At 43.4% G+C, this 20,612-nt stretch carries 20 protein-coding genes; 14 read left to right on the top strand and 6 right to left on the bottom strand.

The genetic code is table 11. The features are described from left to right. Positions 1-110 precede the first annotated feature (110 nt). Entirely contained in the window at positions 111-1,094 is a 984-nt protein-coding gene (gene guaC / locus MKY54_RS30155; protein ID WP_036682307.1) for a GMP reductase, read from the bottom strand. A 166-nt stretch (positions 1,095-1,260) separates the two neighbouring features. After that, entirely contained in the window at positions 1,261-1,869 is a 609-nt protein-coding gene (locus MKY54_RS30150) for a LysE/ArgO family amino acid transporter (RefSeq protein ID WP_076124191.1), read from the bottom strand. A 282-nt stretch (positions 1,870-2,151) separates the two neighbouring features. Between MKY54_RS30150 and MKY54_RS30145 the strand changes: the two genes are divergently transcribed. The 6 genes from MKY54_RS30145 (at position 2,152) to MKY54_RS30120 (ending at position 8,214) form a co-directional block, all read left to right on the top strand. Further along, positions 2,152-3,942: a hybrid sensor histidine kinase/response regulator transcription factor gene (locus MKY54_RS30145; RefSeq protein WP_339188954.1), complete on the top strand. Its 1,791-nt coding sequence runs from the start codon at positions 2,152-2,154 to the stop codon at positions 3,940-3,942. Between the two features lie 183 nt (positions 3,943-4,125). Continuing rightward, positions 4,126-4,722 (top strand): sensor domain-containing protein, encoded by a 597-nt coding sequence (locus tag MKY54_RS30140; RefSeq protein WP_076124185.1) that lies wholly within the window; start codon positions 4,126-4,128, stop codon positions 4,720-4,722. Between the two features lie 22 nt (positions 4,723-4,744). Continuing rightward, positions 4,745-5,350 (top strand): polysaccharide deacetylase, encoded by a 606-nt coding sequence (locus MKY54_RS30135; protein ID WP_254847726.1) that lies wholly within the window; start codon positions 4,745-4,747, stop codon positions 5,348-5,350. Beyond that, on the top strand, positions 5,350-6,114 hold the full coding sequence (locus MKY54_RS30130; protein ID WP_076220092.1) for a polysaccharide deacetylase family protein: 765 nt from the start codon (positions 5,350-5,352) through the stop codon (positions 6,112-6,114). The genes MKY54_RS30135 and MKY54_RS30130 overlap by 1 nt, the downstream gene beginning before the upstream one ends. Before the next feature lie 104 nt (positions 6,115-6,218). Continuing rightward, the gene (locus MKY54_RS30125) at positions 6,219-7,457 is read left to right on the top strand and encodes an amidohydrolase (protein WP_076191571.1); all 1,239 of its coding nucleotides are present in this window, start codon (positions 6,219-6,221) and stop codon (positions 7,455-7,457) included. Between the two features lie 97 nt (positions 7,458-7,554). After that, positions 7,555-8,214, top strand: coding sequence for a uracil-DNA glycosylase family protein (locus tag MKY54_RS30120; RefSeq protein WP_339188950.1), 660 nt, complete (start codon positions 7,555-7,557; stop codon positions 8,212-8,214). A gap of 22 nt (positions 8,215-8,236) precedes the next feature. Here MKY54_RS30120 and MKY54_RS30115 read toward each other — a convergent pair whose 3' ends face one another. Beyond that, positions 8,237-9,151 (bottom strand): phosphatidate cytidylyltransferase, encoded by a 915-nt coding sequence (locus MKY54_RS30115; RefSeq protein WP_339191317.1) that lies wholly within the window; start codon positions 9,149-9,151, stop codon positions 8,237-8,239. A gap of 95 nt (positions 9,152-9,246) precedes the next feature. Between MKY54_RS30115 and MKY54_RS30110 the strand changes: the two genes are divergently transcribed. Together MKY54_RS30110 and MKY54_RS30105 are read left to right on the top strand one after the other, a co-directional pair. After that, positions 9,247-9,807, top strand: a complete 561-nt coding sequence (locus MKY54_RS30110) for a hypothetical protein (protein ID WP_036682293.1) — start codon at positions 9,247-9,249, stop codon at positions 9,805-9,807. After that, on the top strand, positions 9,804-10,559 hold the full coding sequence (locus tag MKY54_RS30105; protein ID WP_339188947.1) for a class I SAM-dependent methyltransferase: 756 nt from the start codon (positions 9,804-9,806) through the stop codon (positions 10,557-10,559). Before MKY54_RS30110 ends, MKY54_RS30105 begins: the two co-directional genes overlap by 4 nt. 59 nt (positions 10,560-10,618) lie before the next feature. Here the strand turns inward: MKY54_RS30105 and MKY54_RS30100 are convergent, their stop codons facing one another. Together MKY54_RS30100 and MKY54_RS30095 are read right to left on the bottom strand one after the other, a co-directional pair. Continuing rightward, positions 10,619-11,893: a HAMP domain-containing sensor histidine kinase gene (locus MKY54_RS30100; protein ID WP_076124170.1), complete on the bottom strand. Its 1,275-nt coding sequence runs from the start codon at positions 11,891-11,893 to the stop codon at positions 10,619-10,621. After that, entirely contained in the window at positions 11,893-12,570 is a 678-nt protein-coding gene (locus MKY54_RS30095; protein ID WP_076099753.1) for a response regulator transcription factor, read from the bottom strand. The genes MKY54_RS30100 and MKY54_RS30095 overlap by 1 nt, the downstream gene beginning before the upstream one ends. A 333-nt stretch (positions 12,571-12,903) precedes the next feature. On the opposite strand from MKY54_RS30095, the gene MKY54_RS30090 reads away from it, so the two are divergent. From MKY54_RS30090 to MKY54_RS30080, 3 genes are read left to right on the top strand one after another with little or no spacing between them, the layout of a single operon-like run. Beyond that, complete coding sequence (locus MKY54_RS30090) at positions 12,904-13,647, top strand: polyphosphate polymerase domain-containing protein (protein ID WP_339188945.1); 744 nt, start codon at positions 12,904-12,906, stop codon at positions 13,645-13,647. Next, entirely contained in the window at positions 13,640-14,320 is a 681-nt protein-coding gene (locus MKY54_RS30085; protein WP_076132792.1) for a DUF4956 domain-containing protein, read from the top strand. The genes MKY54_RS30090 and MKY54_RS30085 overlap by 8 nt, the downstream gene beginning before the upstream one ends. 23 nt (positions 14,321-14,343) lie before the next feature. After that, positions 14,344-16,509: a carbohydrate-binding domain-containing protein gene (locus MKY54_RS30080; protein WP_339188943.1), complete on the top strand. Its 2,166-nt coding sequence runs from the start codon at positions 14,344-14,346 to the stop codon at positions 16,507-16,509. 64 nt (positions 16,510-16,573) lie between these two features. Here MKY54_RS30080 and MKY54_RS30075 read toward each other — a convergent pair whose 3' ends face one another. Next, on the bottom strand, positions 16,574-17,140 hold the full coding sequence (locus tag MKY54_RS30075) for a TetR/AcrR family transcriptional regulator (protein ID WP_063829811.1): 567 nt from the start codon (positions 17,138-17,140) through the stop codon (positions 16,574-16,576). 269 nt (positions 17,141-17,409) lie between these two features. Here MKY54_RS30075 and MKY54_RS30070 point away from each other — a divergent pair, with 269 nt between their 5' ends. From MKY54_RS30070 to MKY54_RS30060, 3 genes are all read left to right on the top strand, one after another. After that, a complete protein-coding gene (locus MKY54_RS30070) occupies positions 17,410-18,171 on the top strand; it encodes an SDR family oxidoreductase (protein WP_076124164.1) in 762 nt (253 codons plus the stop codon). 427 nt (positions 18,172-18,598) lie between these two features. Further along, complete coding sequence (locus tag MKY54_RS30065; protein ID WP_076181841.1) at positions 18,599-19,393, top strand: alpha/beta hydrolase; 795 nt, start codon at positions 18,599-18,601, stop codon at positions 19,391-19,393. Positions 19,394-19,431: 38 nt separating this feature from the next. Continuing rightward, on the top strand, positions 19,432-20,421 hold the full coding sequence (locus MKY54_RS30060; protein WP_076124160.1) for a sensor domain-containing diguanylate cyclase: 990 nt from the start codon (positions 19,432-19,434) through the stop codon (positions 20,419-20,421). Positions 20,422-20,612: the final 191 nt, after the last annotated feature.

Genomic DNA, 20,612 nt, shown 5'->3' with positions numbered 1-20,612 from the left:
TAGTAGGAGTTTATTCTTACCATTACCCCAAAGTAGACCGGCAGAACTCGTTCTCATAAAAAAAGATGAGCAAGATTGACCTAAGTCATCCTGCTCACCTGTTTGTTCAATTAATAGACTTTATCTCCATTAAAAATGGAGTTCTTAACGATAACGTAATCCACATTACGGATAGCCTCTAATTTATTGCCACCTGCATAAGAGATGGAGGATTGAAGATCCTGCTCCATTTCTCTTAGGGTTTCTGCTAAAGCCCCTTTATGCTCAACCGCAATTTTTTTACCTTCGACGTTCTTCTTTTCACCTTTTTGGTATTCTGAAGCGGAGCCAAAGTATTCTTTATAGAGCTTCCCAGCGATTTCAATGGTTTCACCCGGAGATTCTTCATGACCGGCAAATAGTGAACCAATCATGACCATAGAAGCGCCGAATCGTACGGATTTAGCAATATCACCGTGTGTGCGAATGCCTCCATCGGCAATAATTGGCTTGCTTGCAGCCTTGGCACACAAGCGTAGTGCAGCTAACTGCCAGCCGCCTGTACCGAATCCAGTTTTGATCTTAGTGATACATACTTTCCCTGGTCCAATCCCAACTTTAGTAGCATCAGCTCCAGCGTTTTCTAATTCTCTAACGCCTTCAGGTGTTCCTACATTTCCTGCAATAACAAAACTGGCAGGCAGGTATTGTTTAATATGTTTGATCATCCGAATAACTGCTTCGGAATGGCCGTGTGCAATATCAATTGTAATGAATTCCGGAACCAGCTGTTCTTTGGATAATTGTTCGACGAAATCATACTCTTCTTCTTTAACTCCGACGCTGATGGATGCGATTAATTCACGGGAGTGCATGTCTTTGATGAAAGACGTACGTTTCTCCGGTTCAAAACGATGCATAATGTAGAAATAGCCATTTTGCGCCAAGGAGATAGCGATCTTCTCATCAATGATGGTTTGCATGTTGGCAGGTACCACCGGCAATCTAAATTTATGCCCACCGAGGGTGACTGATGTATCACACTCCGAACGGCTGTTTACGATACATTTTGCAGGAATTAATTGAATATCTTCATAATCGAATACTTCTTTCATAATTTACACCTCTAAATGCGAACATTATAGTATTTTGGTTTGTTAATTGTTCGTCCAAATTGTAATGTACCTCATTCTGCGCCGTAAGTCAAAATTCTAGTACATTATGGTGTGAATTGGACATAATTATACGGCAAATTGGTGTACAGCATTCTTTTTCCTCCATTTAAAAAAGCTTGAAGGCAATATAAGCAGCAACGATCCAAATAATGATCGCCGAAATCTTATTAATGATCCGCATGATTTTGCCGCTGGAGTCGATTTGTCCTACGGTTTTTCCGGCTACAGCCAGCCCAAAGAACCAAATCCATGACACTAGGATAGTCGCGCCAGCAAATACAACTTTGTCTACGCCTGTGTAACTAAGTGAGCTAGTGCCGATGACGCCAATAGTATCCAAAATCGCATGTGGATTTAATAAAGAAACGGACAGCGCGAACAGGATTTGTTTTTTGGAGGATAGAGGCGTTGCGTCTTGCGCTGACGATGTAGGTGTACTTTTCCAGATAGACCACCCCATATACAAAAGAAATAAAAGTCCTACAGCAAATAAAGCGGTCTGCAGAACGGGAATGGCAAACACAAGGACTGAAACACCTAATACGGCTAATAAAATAAGCAGGGTATCGCATAAAGCGGCTGTAACAATAACGGGAATGGCTTTTTTAAAATGTGGCTGCGAGGCCCCTTGGTTAAATACAAAGACATTTTGTGCGCCAAGTGGAAGAATTAATCCAAAGGCCAGTGCAATGCCATGAAGTAGTGCGGCTAACATAGTTTATTATTCCTCCGATAGTGTTCATACTTTATAGAATTTGCTGTCCTATTGGTTTAATTGGTCTACTACAATTTTATGGACAAATAATATGTACTATCATACAGTCTGTGTTTTGATTTAAAAAGCTGCTTATTCAGAGGGACATTGAATGATTAATTACACTAATTACACCATTAGTAAAAATGTCATCTCAACTCATGACTTTTTGTAACTAGTGAGCCCTTAAGGGGTTACACTATAATAAAGATTAAGTCAGCAGAGTATATAGGGGGAAATGCCTTGTTTAATCTGGTCAAACAGTGGTTCTGGTACGATTGGCTCGTCCTCCTGTTTCGGATTTGTTTTTCTACTTCTTTTTTGGTCACCATGTGTTATCTTTCGGAGGATTTTACGATTCCTTTCTGGATCGCGTTTGTTTGGGGCGTGGTCTCTTTTTCTGTGCCTTGGTTTTGTTTGCAGCTGCATTACAAGTATTATCTGATCGCGGAGATCCTTTTTTCGGGTGGGCTTTGTTTATATTTGGCTGCTTTGTTTCCTGAATCGTACGTAACTTTTCTGCCTATCGCTTTTATGATCGCCAGCAATAGTGCACAGAAGTCCTATCGTTGGACAGCTCCGATCACGGTCATTTTGATTCCAATTATGTTATCTAGATTGTCACAACAAATGGATGCTGTATCGATGATTGTTAACATGGGTTTGGTGTATACGCTTGGGTTCGCTTTTCATTTACTGGTGGTGAATCACAAGCAGGGCAGAATTATTAAGGAGCAAAATGCTGTTTTAGAGCAGTACATCTCGCAAGTTGAACGTATGACACTTCTGGAAGAACGAGATCGTTTATCCAAAGATCTGCATGATACGGTGGGGCATTCTTATACTTCAATTATTATGGGGCTAGAGACTTTACGTTCGGAGGTGAATACTTCTGAAGGGGAGCACAAAATAGATGCCTTGTTAAAGTTAACCCGCAATGGCTTGGATGATGTTCGGCGATATTTGCACCATGTGGGCGCTTCGGAGGATTCATTGACGCTAATGCAGTCCCTGCAGAAATTAGTGGATGATTTCCAGACCTTCTCCAAGGTTAAGATTCGCTTAAGAACATTCGGAGAGCCGTATACAGTATCTAAGCAGGCCCAAATGACATTATACAGATGTTTGCAGGAGTCGATAACCAACGCTGTACGTCATGGTCAGGCCAGTGAAATTGTCATCAGCTTACATTATGAAGAGAAGCTGATTCGGCTGGATGTGCAGGATAATGGATTAGGCACTGGAGATTTAAAAGCAGGATTTGGTGTGAATGCGATGAAGGAGCGTGCCTCCAACTTGCAAGGACAAGTGTATTTCTACTCTAAGCCAGGGGAAGGGACCTTAGTGACCTGCAGTTTACCAAGGCTTGAAGAGATACAGGAGGAAACGATTCGTTTATTGCTGGTAGATGATCAACCCTATATCCGGGATAGTCTGCGAATTATTCTAGAGCAGGAGCCGGATTTTGTGATCAATGGGTTAGCTGAGAATGGTGAACAAGCGATAAGCTTCTGCGAGCAGGAACAACCTCACGTGGTGCTGATGGACTTAAATATGCCGGGCATGGACGGTGCGGAAGCGACCAAGCTTATTAAGAAAAAGTGGCCAGGGGTACGAGTGTTGATCCTGACTACTTTTCAAGAAGCAGATATGGCAGTCGAAGCACTGCAAAACGGGGCAGATGGCTACTTGTTAAAGTCTACCGAGCCGCAGGAGCTGTTCGAAGGAATACGTCTTGTACATCGGGGCGTAAAGATGATTACACCCGATATTACGAATGTATTAATTGATCACTATGAGATGCATCCAGCTTCAGAGGCACCACCGACAGAGAAGAGTAATGAATATGGACTGACCCCGCGTGAGCTGGAGATTCTAGAATGCCTCTCGAAGGGAATGCGTTATAAATCTATTGCCGCTAAACTATATCTGTCCGATGGAACGGTGAGAAATTACGCGTCCACCATCTATGCCAAGCTCGGGGTACGAAACCGTGAGGAGGCAGTCGAGAAGGCTTTTAGCATTTCGGATTAATCCTGACCGAAGTATTTGAAATTGATAAGCACCTTATTGTTTGCTTTCCCTTGTGGGAGTAGGCAGTAGGGTGTTTTTTTTGTCATATGACATTATGGCACTGGTCGATTTTACACCAAAAGCACTAGCATAGGAGTTGCTTAGTTATGAACAATTTTTTATTGCAGAGAGGGAGAGAAAAGCATGAATCAAATAATCCGGAAACATGTGAGAAATTTTTGTTTCTTATTAATTACTTTTGCCACAGGGCTATTTTACTTTTGTTTTTATTTGGTGGGCATTACCTTTGGAGTTTCGATGTCCTTCACCTTAGTGGGGATCCCGATCCTTTATTATGTTTTGCGTTCTACCGAGACTTTTTTACAGCATGAGCGAATTCGAACTAAAGTCTATACGGATATCTCGGTTCGCACGCTCCCAACCCGATCTCAAGAAGAAGGCAGCTTGTGGGAAAGGGTTAAGGCAGAGTTTCTGGATGAACATAACTGGAGAGCGATTTTAGGGTTGATGTTGCAGTTTGGAATCGGCATGGTCAGTCTCATTTGTGCCACTCTTTTTTACTTGACCCCTATTATTCTCTTGTTGTCACCTGTCCTGTATTTATTAGATGTGTCCTCTATATCGCTATTTGGGATTGAAAATAAAACATTTAACATCTCACTTTTCTTCATGTTGTTAGGTGCAGTGTCTCTATGGATAGGTGCTTATCTCGGAAACAGTCTGGTAAAGATGATCGGCAGGTATACGCGGCGTTTAGTGAAGGATTTTGCTAGAAGATAAACTTAAACAGGAAGAAGGAAAAATGATGGTAACCTCAGTTCCATTTATAAAATTATTCTCACAATCCCTTTGGATGATGTGGGAGAACATATTTGCTGTCATCACCAAATTTCGTAGTCAGTCCGTGCGTAGATATGGGATATGTAAGTTGGTAGTGTTGAAATATCACGGAGAAAGTTTGGTCTGCCAAGATGGGCAACGGATACTTCCGGGAGATTGGGTGGGTGAGCTTCATTTGGACAATCGCCAGATTGTGCAGCTGACACGTACGCTTGGCGCAGATCGGGCCGGAATTCGTACGGCACGCATGCTTCGCGAGGCTATGAAGGAGATCAGTCGCGATCTAGACAGCAATCCGGAACTAAGCAAAGTAAACGCGCTAACCGGGATTACACTGCTTCACCGGGGGATTATTCATGGAATAGGGTTTGAGCAGCGTCCTATCAAGTCCAAATGGCAGCGGCACTGGTTCGGGATATACCTTCGTTTTTTACTTCGCATGCTGCATCCGGAAGGGAAACATCGTGTAGAGGACAGCACAGAGAAGTTATCTCCCATGATGCTTGTGCTTAGCAAGCAGTCCTTGAAAGCGCGGTTTGCCCCGCGTAAGACAGAGGCGGCTTCCTAATGTGGGCCTTCATAATTTTAGCAGTGGATGTGATTGTTCTTTATATGATCGTTCCTTTTGCGCTTACCCGAATATTGGGATGGGGGGTTCACTCGGAGGTAGGTGCAGAGAAAGAAATTGCGTTTACGTTCGATGACGGTCCGGATCCTTGTTATACACCTGAACTTCTAGATCTATTAAAAGAGCATGGCATAAAAGCGACCTTCTTCGTATTGGGCAAAAAGGCGCAGCAATATCCGGAACTGATCGAGCGTATGCACAGAGAAGGGCACCAAATCGGCATTCATAATTATACTCATACACCCAACTGGATCCAGTTCCCCTGGACCAATAGACGGAAGCAAGTAGATCGCACCGCAGACATTGTTGAGCGAATTACAGGAGAGCGGCCTATCTTTTACCGCCCACCTTGGGGGCTTCTTAATCTAGGGGATTTCTTTTTGCTGAGAGAATCTTATCGAATCGTATTGTGGTCTGTCATGGTCGGAGATTGGAAAGCGTCACTGAGTGCAGAGCAATTAAAGGATGCCTTAATAAAAAAAATAAAACCAGGCTCAATCATTGTTCTACACGACAGCGGAGATACACCGTGGGCAGATGAAGAAGCGCCCTTGAATATGATCACTGGATTAGAAGAAGTCTTAAAAGAAATGGATAAAAAGGGTCTGAAGTGTCTGCGGATAGATGAACTGCTGAACAAGGAAGTTAATTATAGTAGAGAAGCTAGATCCAGAGTCAAACATCGGGGTCAGATTGATCTGTAGCTATTGAAATTTCTCAATCATTTTTTATATGGCAAGGGCTATGGTAACATTTAGAGTAAAGCGGTCCGTACCTATATAAATTGTTGAGAAAAGGATGGGGTAGCATGTTGAATGCTTCTTACTGGTTAACCAATATAAGATTAGAACAAGGTTATGTTATTGAGGATGGGCAAGTAGCGGGTACGAATACGAAGGTTTGTCATCTCCGCATTGACGGGGATAAGATTTCAGAAGTTGTTGGAGCAGACATCGAGCTTCAGAGCCAGCTCCCGAAATATGACTGTAAAGAGTTGTTGATGCTGCCTTCTTTCGAAGAAGCACATATCCATTTAGATAAAACATATTTCGATGGACCTTGGAGAGCGGTAAAGCCTGCGTCCAGTGTTTTCGAACGGATTGAGGAAGAGAAGGTATTATTGCCTAAGCTGCTGCCCATGGCGAGACAACAAGCAGAGAGCATCCTGACGCTTATTCAGGGGTTTGGTGCCACACATGTGCGCAGCCATTGCAATATTGAGCCTGTCAGCGGCTTGCAACGATTAGAAGCGACTGTACAAGCATTAAATGCATTCGCGGGTAAAATTTCATCTGAAATTGTGGCGTTTCCGCAACATGGCCTGCTGCGCTCGGATTCTGTGCAGCTGGTAAAACAATCTCTGGCAGAGGGAGCAACCTTTGTAGGCGGAGTAGATCCTTATACGGTGGATGGAGATATCGAGAAGTCACTTCAGACGATGGTGGAATTAGCAGTGATGAGTAATGCCGGCATTGATATTCATTTACATGATGGAAAAGAAGCGGGAAAGAAAACACTGACGCGGTTAGCTGATCTGACGGAAGAAGCTGGCTTGCAAGGAAAGGTCACGGTCAGTCATGCGTTCTGGTTCGCAGGAGCTCAGCAGCAAGAGGCAGAAGAGGTAGCTAAACGGATGGCATCACTGGGTATGACTATTGCATCCACAGTGCCTATTGGAAGAATGATGATGCCACTTCCGATGCTGCACAGCCAAGGGGTAAAAGTGAAGCTGGCAACAGATAGCCTTACCGATCACTGGTCCCCTTTTGGAAATGGAGATCAACTGGAGAAGGCAGGGCGTTACGCGGAGTTGTACGGCTGCAATGATGAATTGGCATTATCTCAATCCCTCAGATTTATAACAGGAGGATTAACACCCCTTGATCCAAAAGGCGAGCAGGTATGGCCAAAGGTTGGCGACACTGCTAGCTTTGTGCTGCTGCATGCCAGCTGTTCGGCTGAAGCAGTTGCCCGAAGAGCGCAGCGCCAAGCGGTCTGGTACGAAGGCCGACTGGTGAGTGGTTCGATAACAAATAGAGACCTGTGAGGCAGATGATATGCTCCTCTCTACCTATCTGCAACAGTATAAATCGGCGATCCTCTCACTCCCGAAGGGTACAGTGCTAACTAAAGAGGATCTGCAGGTGGAAAAGCTTCTAATGGAGCGTAATGGCAAGGTGGAAATGTATTATGCCCCCCATAATGAGTACATTAATCCTTCTGCTAAGGTGATCATTATAGGGTTAACGCCCGGGTTCACACAAATGGGCATAGCGATACAAGAAGCGATCATAGGTCTGGAGGCTGGTTTGTCAGATGAAGAGGTATGTAGGACAGCGAAGGAAGCGGCCAGATTCGCAGGCTCCATGCGGAACACGTTAATTCATATGTTAGATACACTTAAACTGCATCAACACTTGAACCTAACCTCTTGTGAAGAACTATTTCAGCAGCAGCAGACGATCCTGCACACCAGCTCTTTATTACATTTTCCCGTGTTCGTGGATAAGAAAAATTATAGTGGGGCCCAGCCCAAGCTACTTTCAAATTCATTCCTCAGGGCGCAGGCATTATCTTCCTTGCGTGAGGAGCTGAACATCCTGAGCCGGGCCTTAATTATTCCCTTAGGAAAAACAGTGGAAAGTATACTTCAACTCCTTGTGTCCGCAGGTGAGCTTGATAAACAACGCTGCTTATGGGGATTTCCCCACCCCTCGGGCGCCAACGGACATCGATATAAGCAGTTCGCCAGCCAGCAAGAACAAATGGTGAAGATACTGCATAATCATTCATGGAAGGGCTGATTCAAGCTCCCCATCAGATGATCTACATGAAGTCGAAAAAATAACGAATGACATGAAAAAAGACCGGTGAAGTGTAGGTTAAGCTATCGATCCGGCTTAAATGGCTTTGCTTCAATGCCACGAATTTATCGCCATCGCCGATTAGCAGATCCCGCTTTAACACGGAAACCGTTAAACTGCCAAAGAAGCCGCTCAAGCTGATCAACATGCCTGACAGTAACCCGAAGATTGGGTTGAGCGGCGTCAGGTAGGGATAGATTAGATAGGAAACTCCTGTCGTGATGACAAATGCGAAAGCGAAACCGTCCCAAGTTAAATACGGATTGGCGGTGGGAACTATTTTCCGCTTTCCTACATAAAGTGACGCCAGATAGTGGACCACATCATTGAGCTGCGTTAGCACTACTAGAAAAAGTACAAGCCCCGCTCCATACTCCGGTGTAGCAAATTGAAAGTAGGCCAAGTGACTAAGTCCGAATACCATCAGCATAAGCCCCCATTGGGTGGAGCTGACACTACGCATAAAACCAACCGTGCCTTTATTAATCATTCTGGGCAGCGGTAGGAGCAAGAATACATATACCGGGATGAAGACAATAAACATTCCGTACCACTCGATATAAATCCAGTAGAACTGCAACGGAATGGATAAGTACGCCCACAGAAATAGCCTGCGGTCGGATTTTCGTGATTTCATCATAGAGAAATACTCTTTCAGTGCAAAGAAGCAGAGCACCATGAGAGACAGCAGAGAGACGACGGGATTAAATAGGGTAGCTAGGCAAAAGATAAAAAGCATTCCCCACCACGTCTTGATACGAAAGCCAATGCCCGTATAATCCTTATTTGGCTGTAGCTTCCCTATAACTACATACATCAAGTGAATGGCCGATAAGGCCGCAAAGATAAGAATTATAGTTAATAAAGAGCGGTCGATAATTGATCACCAACTTGTCCTAGAGTAGATTCCATTAATGGGTTCATATGTTATTATGAAGGAAACGCTCAAACTTGATAAGGGGAAAATTGTAAATGGCAGCAGATCCATCGGTCTTTATATTACTGACGAATACCGGGACGCTTTTTACGAAGCTCATTCAAGGCTATACAAAAGCACCCTATAATCATGCCTCGATCTCCTTTAATCGGGAGCTTTCCGAGCTGTATAGCTTTGGCAGAAAGCATCCGAGCAACCCCCTGAATGGAGGGTTTGTGAAGGAGGATATTAAGACAGGTACGTTCAGCAAATACCCTAATACAACATGTGTCCTATATGAACTTCAAGTTACAGCCCGCGAAGTGGAGAAAATGGAGCGGGTCTTGCAAGTCTTTATCCGAAGCCGTCAAAAGTATCTCTATAATATTCTCGGCGTAATTGGCATTGCCCTGAAGGAGCCTGTCGAATTCAGCAACTCTTATTTTTGTTCGCAATTTGTAGCGGAAATTCTAGAGCGGTCGGGCATTAAGTTATGGAATAAGCTGCCCGCACTCGTTACTCCGGATGATTTTCGCCAAAGTGATCGGCTGCGTTTGGTTTACCAAGGTAAATTAAGTGAATATGAACCTGAGCGCCTAGGAGGAGACGAAGGATGAATAGCAAAGAAATATTTTCTAATCGGGTGGATTCGTATGTAAAATATCGGCCGAGCTATCCTGGAGAAGCCATTGATTATTTGTACAATACTATTGGGCTCCAACCCAATTGTGATATTGCTGATATTGGTGCAGGAACAGGAATCTTCTCAGCATTACTTCTGGAGCGCGGGAGTCGTGTGACTGCCGTTGAACCCAATCCGGAAATGCGTAGAGCTGCGGAAGAGAATTTCGCAAAGGATAACCATTTCTCTGTATCGCCGGGGTCTGCTGAACATACAGAATTATCCGATCAGTCCATGGACTTTATCGTATGCGCCCAAGCGTTTCATTGGTTTGATAGGGACGCAACGCAATTGGAATTCAAGCGGATTCTAAAACCGGGTGGAAAAGTTATTCTGATATGGAACTCCCGGCTTACTTACGGTACCCCATTTCTGGAGGAATATGAGCAGCTGCTGCAGACCTTCGGGACGAACTACACTCAAGTTAATCATAAGAACATTACCCCTGAGATCCTTAGTTCCTTTTTCAAGAAAGGACAGATGCAAGTAGCGCATTTTAGCAATCAGCAGGTATTTGATTTGGAGGGCTTAAGCGGGCGGCTTCGATCGTCTTCCTACACTCCGGTCCCCGGAGATCCAAGCTATGAGAATATGATGGCCGAGCTGCGGAATATTTTTGAACGAAATAACCAGGGTGGGCAAGTGTTTTTTGATTATAAGACCGAAATTTATTGGGGCGAAGTGTAAAGTAAATAAAAAGACTCAAACCTTAGAGATAACAGGGTTTGAGTCTTTTTTACTTGTAGTTATGAAAGATGTACGTAAAACGTGGTGGACTCGCCGACAAAACTTTTGGCATAAATTTTTCCCTTATGCTGTTCAATAATCGATTTGGCAATCGCCAGCCCTAGGCCATATCCCCCTTGTTTACGCGCCCGGGAAGCATTTGTACGGTAGAATCGGTCAAAGATGCTCGCTAAGTGCTCCGGCGCAATGCCCTCCCCCGTATTGGTGACCGCTAACACCATGTCATTATGTTGTTTTTTAAGGGATAAGGTGACTGAACCTTTAGGGTTCGAATATTTTACAGCATTGTCCAAGAGGATCATAATCACTTGTTTGATCTGTTCACTATTGCCTAGCACTGTCAGATCAGGCTCGATGTCATATTCAAGGGAGATATGCTTCTCAAAGATTACAGCTTCCATCGTTAAAATGATATTTTCAACCACGTCGCTCAGATTGAATTTCGAATAAATCATTCTCGATCTGGAATCGTCCATCTCGGTCAGGTACAACAGATCATTGGTCAGGCTGGTCATTCTTTCTGTTTCCGACTTGATATAGTGCAGCCACTTGGACTGATTGTGAATGGTGTCATCACTGTTGGACAGGAGAACATCCGCATTGGTGTTAATAATAGTCAACGGCGTCTTTAACTCATGGGAAGCATCCGCAATAAATTGTTTCTGTTTCTCAAAAGCCTCCTTTACCGGCGCAATTGAACGATTAGCAAAAAAGCGGCTAGCGAAGTACAAGATAATCAGCATCACTGAGCCAACTACAGAGAAGGTATAGATTAGATTGGTGAGGATTTTTTGCTCTGCAGTGATGTCCAGAAATACAAGCATCGCCCCATCATTCGTATGCTGGATGTTGAAGATCCATTTGCTGCTATCCAAGGTGAACCTTCCGGTATCTTTACCGGCGCTTAGTGCTTCTTGCAGAGCCGTATTATAAAATTCATCGTCCATAGTAAATTTGGAATCTTTCCCCGTAAGGTTGGACGCTGTATCTATTTTCAGCATAAATGAGATTGAGCGTTCTGGAGGAGGTGTTCCGTTATCCGTACGTTTATTATCCACACGTGGTAACGTGGCTCCCCCTTTGGTATTGCCTAATCGTCCTGTGTCACCACCGGGAGACTTGTAGTTTTCCATGATTCTGTGAAGATCCATCTGAATATCGTTTTGGACATCCCGGTACGTAATTACATATATGGAGATGAAGGCCACAAGCATGATCACCGAGATGGTGACTAAGTTAACAATAAGAAACCGATTTCTGAGCTTTGTGAACATCAGGTCGTCACCTCTAATACATACCCTACGTTTCTGATCGTACTAATGCGTACGGTCGAATTTAAGAAGGTCAGTTTTTTTCTCAAAAAAGAAATATACACCTCTACATTATTGTGCTCAGCATCTGAATCAAAGCCCCACAGCTTCTCAATAATTTGTTCTTTGGAGGTTACAGCTTGTTTCCTCAAGATCAGAAGCTCCAATAGCTCGCATTCCTTTAGATTGAGCTTGATCTCTTTGCCACCCACGGTAAGTTTCAGATTGGATGTATTCAGTTCAATATCCCCGAACTTTAAAGCATCATCTGGTATCACCTCGCCTTTACGTCTTAGTACAGCCCTTATTCTTGCCAATAAGATCTCCGAGGAAAAAGGTTTGGCGATATAATCGTCAGCTCCATAGTCCAGCCCAGTGACCATATCTGTAATTTCACCCTTTGCGGTAAGCAGGATAACGGGAGTGGGTATCCCCTTTTTCCGCAGCGTCTTGAGGACGCTGACCCCATCCATCTCAGGCAGCATGATGTCGAGCAGCAGCAAATCATAGATTCCACTCAGTGCGTAATCCAGACCCGACCTGCCGTCATGGACTGCATCCACCGAATAATTATGTTTTTTTAATATTTGAGTTAAGGCTTCAGCGAGATGAAGCTCGTCTTCTACTATTAATATTCTCATGGTTTTGCCATCCCCTACATAGAACCAGTATTTGTTATTGAGGTCATTATATCAGGATTACCTTTATTGAACCTTAATGAAGGTTGAGATAGAAGTGACTGCGAACAGCAGTTTGAAATCAAGAAATCTGCAGACAACAGCGGCCGGAAGTCCAACATCACCGCAGTTACGATGTACACCTGTTAAAGTCGTCAGCGGTCTTCTCCAACTATTAAGGGAATGTAAAAGATAATCAATAATTTGTAAAACCATTTAAGATTCATTAAAGGTTTGGGATCTAAGATACATTCATAAGCACACGAGACAACGATAAACAGAAAGGATTGATCACATATGGCGATTGAGGTATTCAACCGTTATGAGAACAAATATTTGTTGGACAACGAAGCCTACTATAAATTTTATAACCAATTGCTTGAATACATGGAACTAGACGATTTCAACAAGCAACATGAGTTTTACTCCATAACCAACTTATATTATGACACGGAGCACAACACCCTGATTCGTAACAGTCTTGCGAAGCCCAAGTACAAAGAGAAGCTTCGTTTAAGAGCTTACGGTGTTCCAAATCAAGATACGAAGGTGTATCTGGAAATCAAGAAGAAGGTATTTGGTCTTGTTAATAAAAGAAGAACGTCGCTCAAATTAAACGAGGCTTATGATTTTGTCGCCACCGGTATGGAACCGGAATTCAAGGATTACATGAATAAACAGGTGATTGAAGAGATCAAATATTTTCTGACACGCTATGATTTGCAGCCCAAGGTGTATCTGTCTTATGACCGAAAAGCGTTGTTCTGTAAAAACAATCGCGATCTAAGAATAACATTCGATACAAATATTCGCAGCCGCCGGTACGATCTGAAGATGGAGCACGGTGTTCATGGCGAACCCTTGCTGGAGCCGGGGCAGTGGCTTATGGAAGTAAAGGCTGAGAACACGATTCCGGTTTGGCTGGTCAAAATGCTTTCAGAGCATCAAATGTACCGTACAAGCTTCTCCAAGTACGGCAACGAATATAAAAAAATGCTGAAGAACAGTAAAACAGAACGGGAGAGTGCCCTCTATGCTTGATTCATTATTTACCGTAGCAACTAGTACAGAGTTAACGTTTACCAACGCACTGCTAACTATTTTTATAGCTATTGCTCTTGGCGGGATCATTAGCTACACCTATATGAAGACCAATGCAAGCGGCTATTCGCAAAGCTTCACACTAACTATGGTACTGCTGCCCGTAATTGTGGCCATCATCATTTTGCTTATCGGAAGTAATGTTGCCAGAGCTTTCAGTCTTGCCGGGGCGTTCTCCATCATTCGCTTTAGAAGTGCGCCGGGCGATCCGAAGGATATCACATTTGTTCTGTTCACCATGGCTTCTGGACTTGCCTGTGGAGTGGGTTCCTTTGGATATGCAGTCTTGTTCACCCTTATCCTATGCGCCCTTATGTTTATCCTTAACCGGACTAACTTTGGTGTAAGAACAACGTCGCAAAAAACATTAAAGGTAACCATCCCGGAGAGTCTGGGATATGAGGAAGCCTTCGCTGAAGTATTCAATAAATATAACGTTGGGTATGAGCTTAAAAAGATTAGAACGACTGAGCTTGGCAGTTTATATGAACTGGTCTACGCTGTAACGCTGGGTGAGGCTGTGAACCAGAAGGAATTTTTGGATGCGATTCGTACCCGGAACGGTAATTTAGACCTGTCTCTGACCATGACTCCAACTGCTAATGACTATTAAGATAACGAAAGGATGGATGAAAAATGGATAAATATATAACCGGAAGTAAAGTAGGAATCTTGCTATTGTGTGCATTACTTATGTCGGCTTGCAGTACCAATGCCACAACAACACAGTCTGAAGCGGCGGCGGGTACAGTAGCAGCCTCGGGAACAACGATAACTCAGAACGGGGCTGCCACGGGAGTACAACTGGCAAGCGCCAAATTGTCCGATCTGGTGACGTTCGATGAAGAGGATTCTAATACAACTTGGACGGCTGACCAATCGACGGAAATTGCTTTGGCTGGAACAAGTGCGCTTGTTGACGGCACCGGGGCTGAGTCCAAGGATGGCTCAGTGACAATTACTGCAGCAGGAACTTATGTGCTGTCTGGTAAGTTGAGTGATGGACAGATTGTAGTTAATAATCAGGATGAAGGTACTGTGCACTTGGTACTGAACGGTGTGAACATCACGAACAGCGATAGTGCAGCAATTGATATTAAAGAAGCGGGGAAAGTGATCATTACCTTGGAAGACGGGACGGAGAACTCCGTATCTGATGGAGCAACTTACGTGTATGCCGATGAAACTACAGATGAACCGAGTGCGGCTATCTTCAGTAAAGCGGATTTAACGATTAATGGGACCGGGAAGCTGTCTGTTTCCGCTAACTATAATGACGGAATTACGAGCAAGGACGATCTGAAAATTATGGGTGGCACTATTGAAATTAAGGCTGCTGATGACGGGATTGTAGGTAAAGATCTTGTCGGTGTACAAGACGGAAATATCAGCATAACGGCAGAAGGCGATGGAATGAAATCAACCAACGATACTGAGACGGACAAAGGCTTCATAGCAATAGCAGCAGGAACATTTGATATTACGGCTGGTAATGATGGAATTCAAGCTGAGACTTCACTTGTAATAGAGGGCGGAACATACACCTTAGTTACGGGTGGGGGCAACGAGAAGGGTGAAGTGAAAACAGGTGATCAAGGGCAAGGTATGGGCATGAGAGGTGGCCGAGGTCAGGGAACAGGGGATCAAGCACCAGGAGCCACAGGAGCCACAGGAGCCACAGGAACCACAGGAACCACAGGAACCACAGGAACCACAGGAACCTCAACATCTGAAACCAAACCAGAGACGATGCCAGAAACAAAACCGGAGATACCAACAACGGAAGCATCAACAACGGCAACAACGGCAACAACGGCAACAACGGCAACAACGGCAACAACGGCAACAACTACAGAATCTGAAACACCAAGTACTAAAGGCTTGAAGGCTGGAGGAGATATAAGCTTAAATAACGGAACCTTTACCATCGATTCTGCTGATGATGCAGTGCACAGCAACAGTAACATTGCTATAGCTGATGGAGAATTCAACATTAAAACTGGCGACGATGGAATCCATGCGGATGCTTTGGTGGCGATATCTGGTGGTAAAATTGATATTACGAAGAGCTACGAAGGGATTGAAGGAGCAAACATCGAGATTTCCGGTGGCGAAGCTCATGTGGTTGCTTCTGATGATGGAGTGAATGTAGCAGGAGGTAACGATGAGGCGACTGTAGGCGGCGGCCCTCAGGAGCAGGATCAATTCAGCGATTCTGCTAGCAATATGCTAACGATTAGTGGAGGAACACTAACGGTCGATGCTTCAGGTGACGGGCTGGATTCGAACGGCTCCATCACAATGTCGGGTGGCACGGTTATTGTCAATGGACCTACCAATAGCGGTAACGGTGCACTTGATTTCGACGGTAGCTTTGAACAGAGTGGAGGAACTTTGGTGGCTGCGGGAAGTTCGGGCATGGCACAAGCACCGTCTGACACCTCTAGCCAACATGCAGTCAGCATGACCTTCCCTCAGACCCAGGAGGCTGGAACATTGGTTCATCTAGAGGACAGCGAAGGCAACTCGATCCTGACCTTTGCTCCTTCGAAGAGCTATCAAACGGTGGTGATTAGTTCACCGGATCTGAAGGACGGCGGTTCTTACACCCTCTACTCGGGAGGTACCTCGACCGGTAGTGAAGCGAACGGACTGTATACAGATGGTGAATACACAGGAGGAACAAAAGTAGTAGCGTTCGAAATTACAAGCAGCGTAACTTGGCTAAATGAATCCGGAGTAACAACCGCAAACACTAATCAAGGTCCAGGTGGCGGTGGTGGTGGAAACAGAAGACCTTAGGTTATAAATTGCATTCAAAAGCCACTCCAGCATTTTGGAGTGGCTTTTTTTAGTTTGAGATAAATTAGTCGCCGTTAACAGGGATGGAATTCTGTTTAATCGGTTGATTTGAAGTGTTGATGATCACATTATGTGAATTAAAAGACAGAATTTCAATCAGCTGCTCTGCCATATGGTTAGCTGTATATTTAAATCCGCCTTTTACCCACTCTATGATTAATCCAAATAGAGCATAGGCGGTATAACTGGAAAACAATTCGATATTTACATTGGTATTAGTGTTATTAACTGCGACTAAGTCCCGCTTGGTGAGCTCCTTTAAGAGGTCGCAAATCCTATTTTGGAACCCTGGCAGAACATTGGAATTTATAATGATGGTATAAAAATTAGAGTAAGAGACCACATGTTCAAAAATCTTGATGCTCGAGGTGGTCAGCTCACTAACTATAAATTTATCGGTATGAAGATAGGGTTCTTTATAAGCCTTAATTAAATCCTCCAACACATCATCAATTAGCTCATTTAGAAGTTCTTCTTTGGTTTGATAATGTTTATAGAAGGTTCCGCGGTTTAAATCGGCAAGGGTAACGATATCGGTTATCGTAATGGTGCGGAAATTCTTTTTTTCCATGAGTAATATCAATGCGTTTTTAAGCTCTTTACGCGATTTGCTAGTTCTCCGATTATTTTTAAGCAACAGAAGACCACCTAACTGTCTATTTTCTAATCCTATTTGAACAGAATCCCACGTTATATATATTTATGAACATTTGATGTCCCATTTGTATATTGATAGTTAAATTTTAGAGGATTAAACTTGAGTAGTATAAATTTTAAGTGTTAAAGAGATTTTATATATTGATATTTACATTATAGATAAACGTAAAGGAGACTTCCAACATGAAACTTCAAGACAGAGTTGCAGTGGTTACTGGGGCGGCATCGGGTATGGGGAAATCTATCGCAGAGTTGTATGCTAAAGAAGGGGCAAAAGTGATTGTAGCCGATCTGAACCTAGAAGGTGCTGAACAAGTAGCCGCAGGGATCAATAGTAACGGTGGAGTAGCTAAGGCACTGAAAGTAAATGTTGCCCTGGTTGGAGATATTGATAGCATGATTGATACCGCTGTAAAAGAATATGGCACGCTAGATATTTTAGTGAATAACGCAGGGATTATGGATGGCTTTGAGCCAGTTGGTGATATTACAGATGAACGATGGGATCTTATCTTTGATATCAATACCAAAAGTGTAATGCGGTCTACTCGTAAAGCACTGCCTATTTTTCTGGAAAAAGGAAAAGGGGTTATCGTTAATACCGCTTCTACAGGTGGCGTAAGTGGTGCCCATGCGGGAGCAACTTATACTGCCTCTAAACATGCTGTAGTAGGCTTGACGAAAAACACAGCTTTTATGTATGCCAACAAAGGGATTCGTTGTAATGCTATCGCACCAGGAGCTACTGCCACAAACATCAGTGCTTCAATGAAAAATATAAATGAATTCGGCGTGAGCCGTACGCAATTAACACAGGCTGTGATCCCTCGTGTAGGTACACCTGAAGAAATCGCACAAGTTGCGTTATTCCTGGCTTCGGATGATTCCAGTTTTGTAAACGGAGCTATCATCGCTGCTGATGCGGGTTGGACTTCTGCATTCTAAATGTTGGTTGTCTACCTCTGCCTCAACAGTTTATCCAAGGAGTCTTACGGACCCAGATGACGTTATTCGCAAATTTTCAGCCTTTTGAGAAGGGATTCGGACTCCAGAGACGCTATTTCATATAAATCGGCCCATATTTTGTGTTTTCGCGCCAATAGCTGCAGTGGAGTCCGATAGCAATTCAAATGTGGAATAATGGCGCATTTAAGGTCTTCTGGGTCCGCTAACCAATCTTTTGGGGCAAAATGTTATCGGATTGAACGCAGGGGTGCCCCAGCACGCTACCATTTTGCCAAATGATGACCCAAACGGGAGGCTACATAAAACTCCGCTAGAGATTAATCTAGCGGAGTTTTTTCTACGCTTGATATTTCCAGGGGAACCCTGCAAAATAGAGAGAATGCTAACTATAGAGGAGTTATATGAAATGAACGATGTTATGGTGCGGAATCATGTAAAAGTCATTGGAGCAGGAGAAAAAACTATCCTTTTTGCGCATGGATTTGGGTGTGATCAAAGCATGTGGCAGTTTATCACGCCATCATTTGAGAAAAAGTATCGAATCGTTCTATTTGATTATGTAGGCTCAGGCCATTCAGATTTAAGCGCATATACATCGGATAAATATCATACTCTCCATGGTTATGTACAGGATGTACTAGATGTTATCGAAACATTTGAACTCAAGGATCTTATTTTTATAGGCCATTCTATTAGCTCTATGATCGGTTTGCTTGCTTCAATCGAGCGGCCGGATTATTTTAATAAAATGATTATGATCGGACCTTCCCCACGTTATTTAAATGAGGGAGATGCTTATTTCGGGGGCTTCGAAAAAAGTGATATTACTGAGCTTCTGGATATGATGGAGATGAATTTCGCGGGCTGGGCTAGCTTTATGGCTCCACTTGCGATGAATAATCCTGACCCAATGTTGACTAAACAGCTGGAACGAAGCTTTATTTCGGCCGACCCTATTATCGCTAGAGAATTTGCGGAAGTTACATTTTTTTCGGATCATCGAGAAGATCTGCCTAAAGCGACAGTGCCTACACTCATATTGCAATGCTCGGATGATAGTATCGTTCCTATAGAAGTAGGAGAATATTTACATAGACATATGAATAATAGTACGTTCCGGTTAATGGAGGCCAAGGGCCATTATCCACATATTAGCCATCCCCAGGAGACCATTACTTTGATTAATGAGTATCTTGGGTGAGATGGAGAAGATTATGGTGTTGAAAGGATATTTAGACAATGGATGACCGGTTAAAATATGCGCCATGCGGATATGTTTCCATTACCCATGAAGGAATGATCCTCGATGTGAATCAAACCTTTTTGGATGGGATGGGATATCAACAGGTTGATTTGGTAAATAAACACTTTGAATCTATCATGTCTACAGCCAACAAGCTTATTTTTCATTCATACTTCTATCCTTTTATCAATCTGAATGGACATGTAGAAGAGCTATTTATCAATTTGAAGGACAGCAAGGGGCAAGCCGTGCCTTACTTGTTAAATGGTAGACGCCTTGAATGTGAAGGTGTAGAGGTCATTGATTGTATTCTCGTACAGATGGGCAAACGTATTGATTATGAGCTAGAGTTACGATCTGCGAAGAAGCAAATAGAAGAGGCATATTGGGAAAAAGATCAGGCGCTGGCAAAGCTCAAACAAATCCACCTGGAAATCGAGCAAAAGCAAGCTGAATTACTGGAGATGAATGCCGTTTTAGTAGAGCTATCTACTACAGACAAGCTTACTGGATTAAAGAATAGAAGGTTCCTGCAAGAAAAGCTGGAAGAACAGATTGCAGCGTATCACCGTGATCAGGCGCCTTTTTCGTTATGTATTCTAGATATTGATCACTTTAAAAATGTGAATGACACCTACGGTCATCAGATGGGTGATTATGTCCTGGAGAAATTGGCGAGTATCCTGAAGTCCCAATCTCGTAAAGAAGATATCGTAGCTAGGTATGGTGGTGAGGAGTTTATCCTTCTGCTGCCTAATACAGATTCATCGGATGCCACGGCTATAGCTGAGAGTCTACGACAATTCATAGCCAGCTCCACTTGGGAGATTGGCAGCATTACGGTAAGCATTGGCATAGCTACCTTTGAAGCAACCGATACAGACATCACTCTTCTGGAAAAAGCTGATCAAGCGCTTTACGTTTCTAAAGAACAGGGGAGAAATCGCGTTACGCATATTATGGATTTGAGTGAAAAGCTTCTTTAATTGGAGGCTTTTTTTGTTATTTATAAACGATACATCCTCTTTGCTCTAATTGCTCTAAAATGTCTGTTCCCTTCAAGCTGTAAAAGGGAATTCGGAATTTCATGAATGGATCTCCTTTGTAATTCGTATTGGCATCAAGCCTATGTGACAACGTTACGATAGAATATAACAGGATGATGATTTATTATCAG

Origin of the sequence: Paenibacillus sp. FSL P2-0121, assembly GCF_037975345.1 — a bacterium.
Classification (GTDB): domain Bacteria; phylum Bacillota; class Bacilli; order Paenibacillales; family Paenibacillaceae; genus Paenibacillus_AQ; species Paenibacillus_AQ odorifer.
The sequence above is the reverse complement of the archived record's forward strand: the minus strand, read 5'-3'. Positions and strand labels throughout refer to the sequence as shown.

Coding starts and splice junctions, on each gene's coding strand:
- guaC (WP_036682307.1), bottom strand. CDS start 1,094: ATGAAAGAAGTATTCGATTATGAAGATATTCAATTAATTCCTGCAAAA.
- MKY54_RS30150 (WP_076124191.1), bottom strand. CDS start 1,869: ATGTTAGCCGCACTACTTCATGGCATTGCACTGGCCTTTGGATTAATT.
- MKY54_RS30140 (WP_076124185.1), top strand. CDS start 4,126: ATGAATCAAATAATCCGGAAACATGTGAGAAATTTTTGTTTCTTATTA.
- MKY54_RS30135 (WP_254847726.1), top strand. CDS start 4,745: ATGATGGTAACCTCAGTTCCATTTATAAAATTATTCTCACAATCCCTT.
- MKY54_RS30130 (WP_076220092.1), top strand. CDS start 5,350: ATGTGGGCCTTCATAATTTTAGCAGTGGATGTGATTGTTCTTTATATG.
- MKY54_RS30125 (WP_076191571.1), top strand. CDS start 6,219: ATGTTGAATGCTTCTTACTGGTTAACCAATATAAGATTAGAACAAGGT.
- MKY54_RS30110 (WP_036682293.1), top strand. CDS start 9,247: ATGGCAGCAGATCCATCGGTCTTTATATTACTGACGAATACCGGGACG.
- MKY54_RS30105 (WP_339188947.1), top strand. CDS start 9,804: ATGAATAGCAAAGAAATATTTTCTAATCGGGTGGATTCGTATGTAAAA.
- MKY54_RS30100 (WP_076124170.1), bottom strand. CDS start 11,893: ATGTTCACAAAGCTCAGAAATCGGTTTCTTATTGTTAACTTAGTCACC.
- MKY54_RS30095 (WP_076099753.1), bottom strand. CDS start 12,570: ATGAGAATATTAATAGTAGAAGACGAGCTTCATCTCGCTGAAGCCTTA.
- MKY54_RS30090 (WP_339188945.1), top strand. CDS start 12,904: ATGGCGATTGAGGTATTCAACCGTTATGAGAACAAATATTTGTTGGAC.
- MKY54_RS30085 (WP_076132792.1), top strand. CDS start 13,640: ATGCTTGATTCATTATTTACCGTAGCAACTAGTACAGAGTTAACGTTT.
- MKY54_RS30080 (WP_339188943.1), top strand. CDS start 14,344: ATGGATAAATATATAACCGGAAGTAAAGTAGGAATCTTGCTATTGTGT.
- MKY54_RS30075 (WP_063829811.1), bottom strand. CDS start 17,140: ATGGAAAAAAAGAATTTCCGCACCATTACGATAACCGATATCGTTACC.
- MKY54_RS30070 (WP_076124164.1), top strand. CDS start 17,410: ATGAAACTTCAAGACAGAGTTGCAGTGGTTACTGGGGCGGCATCGGGT.
- MKY54_RS30065 (WP_076181841.1), top strand. CDS start 18,599: ATGAACGATGTTATGGTGCGGAATCATGTAAAAGTCATTGGAGCAGGA.
- MKY54_RS30060 (WP_076124160.1), top strand. CDS start 19,432: ATGGATGACCGGTTAAAATATGCGCCATGCGGATATGTTTCCATTACC.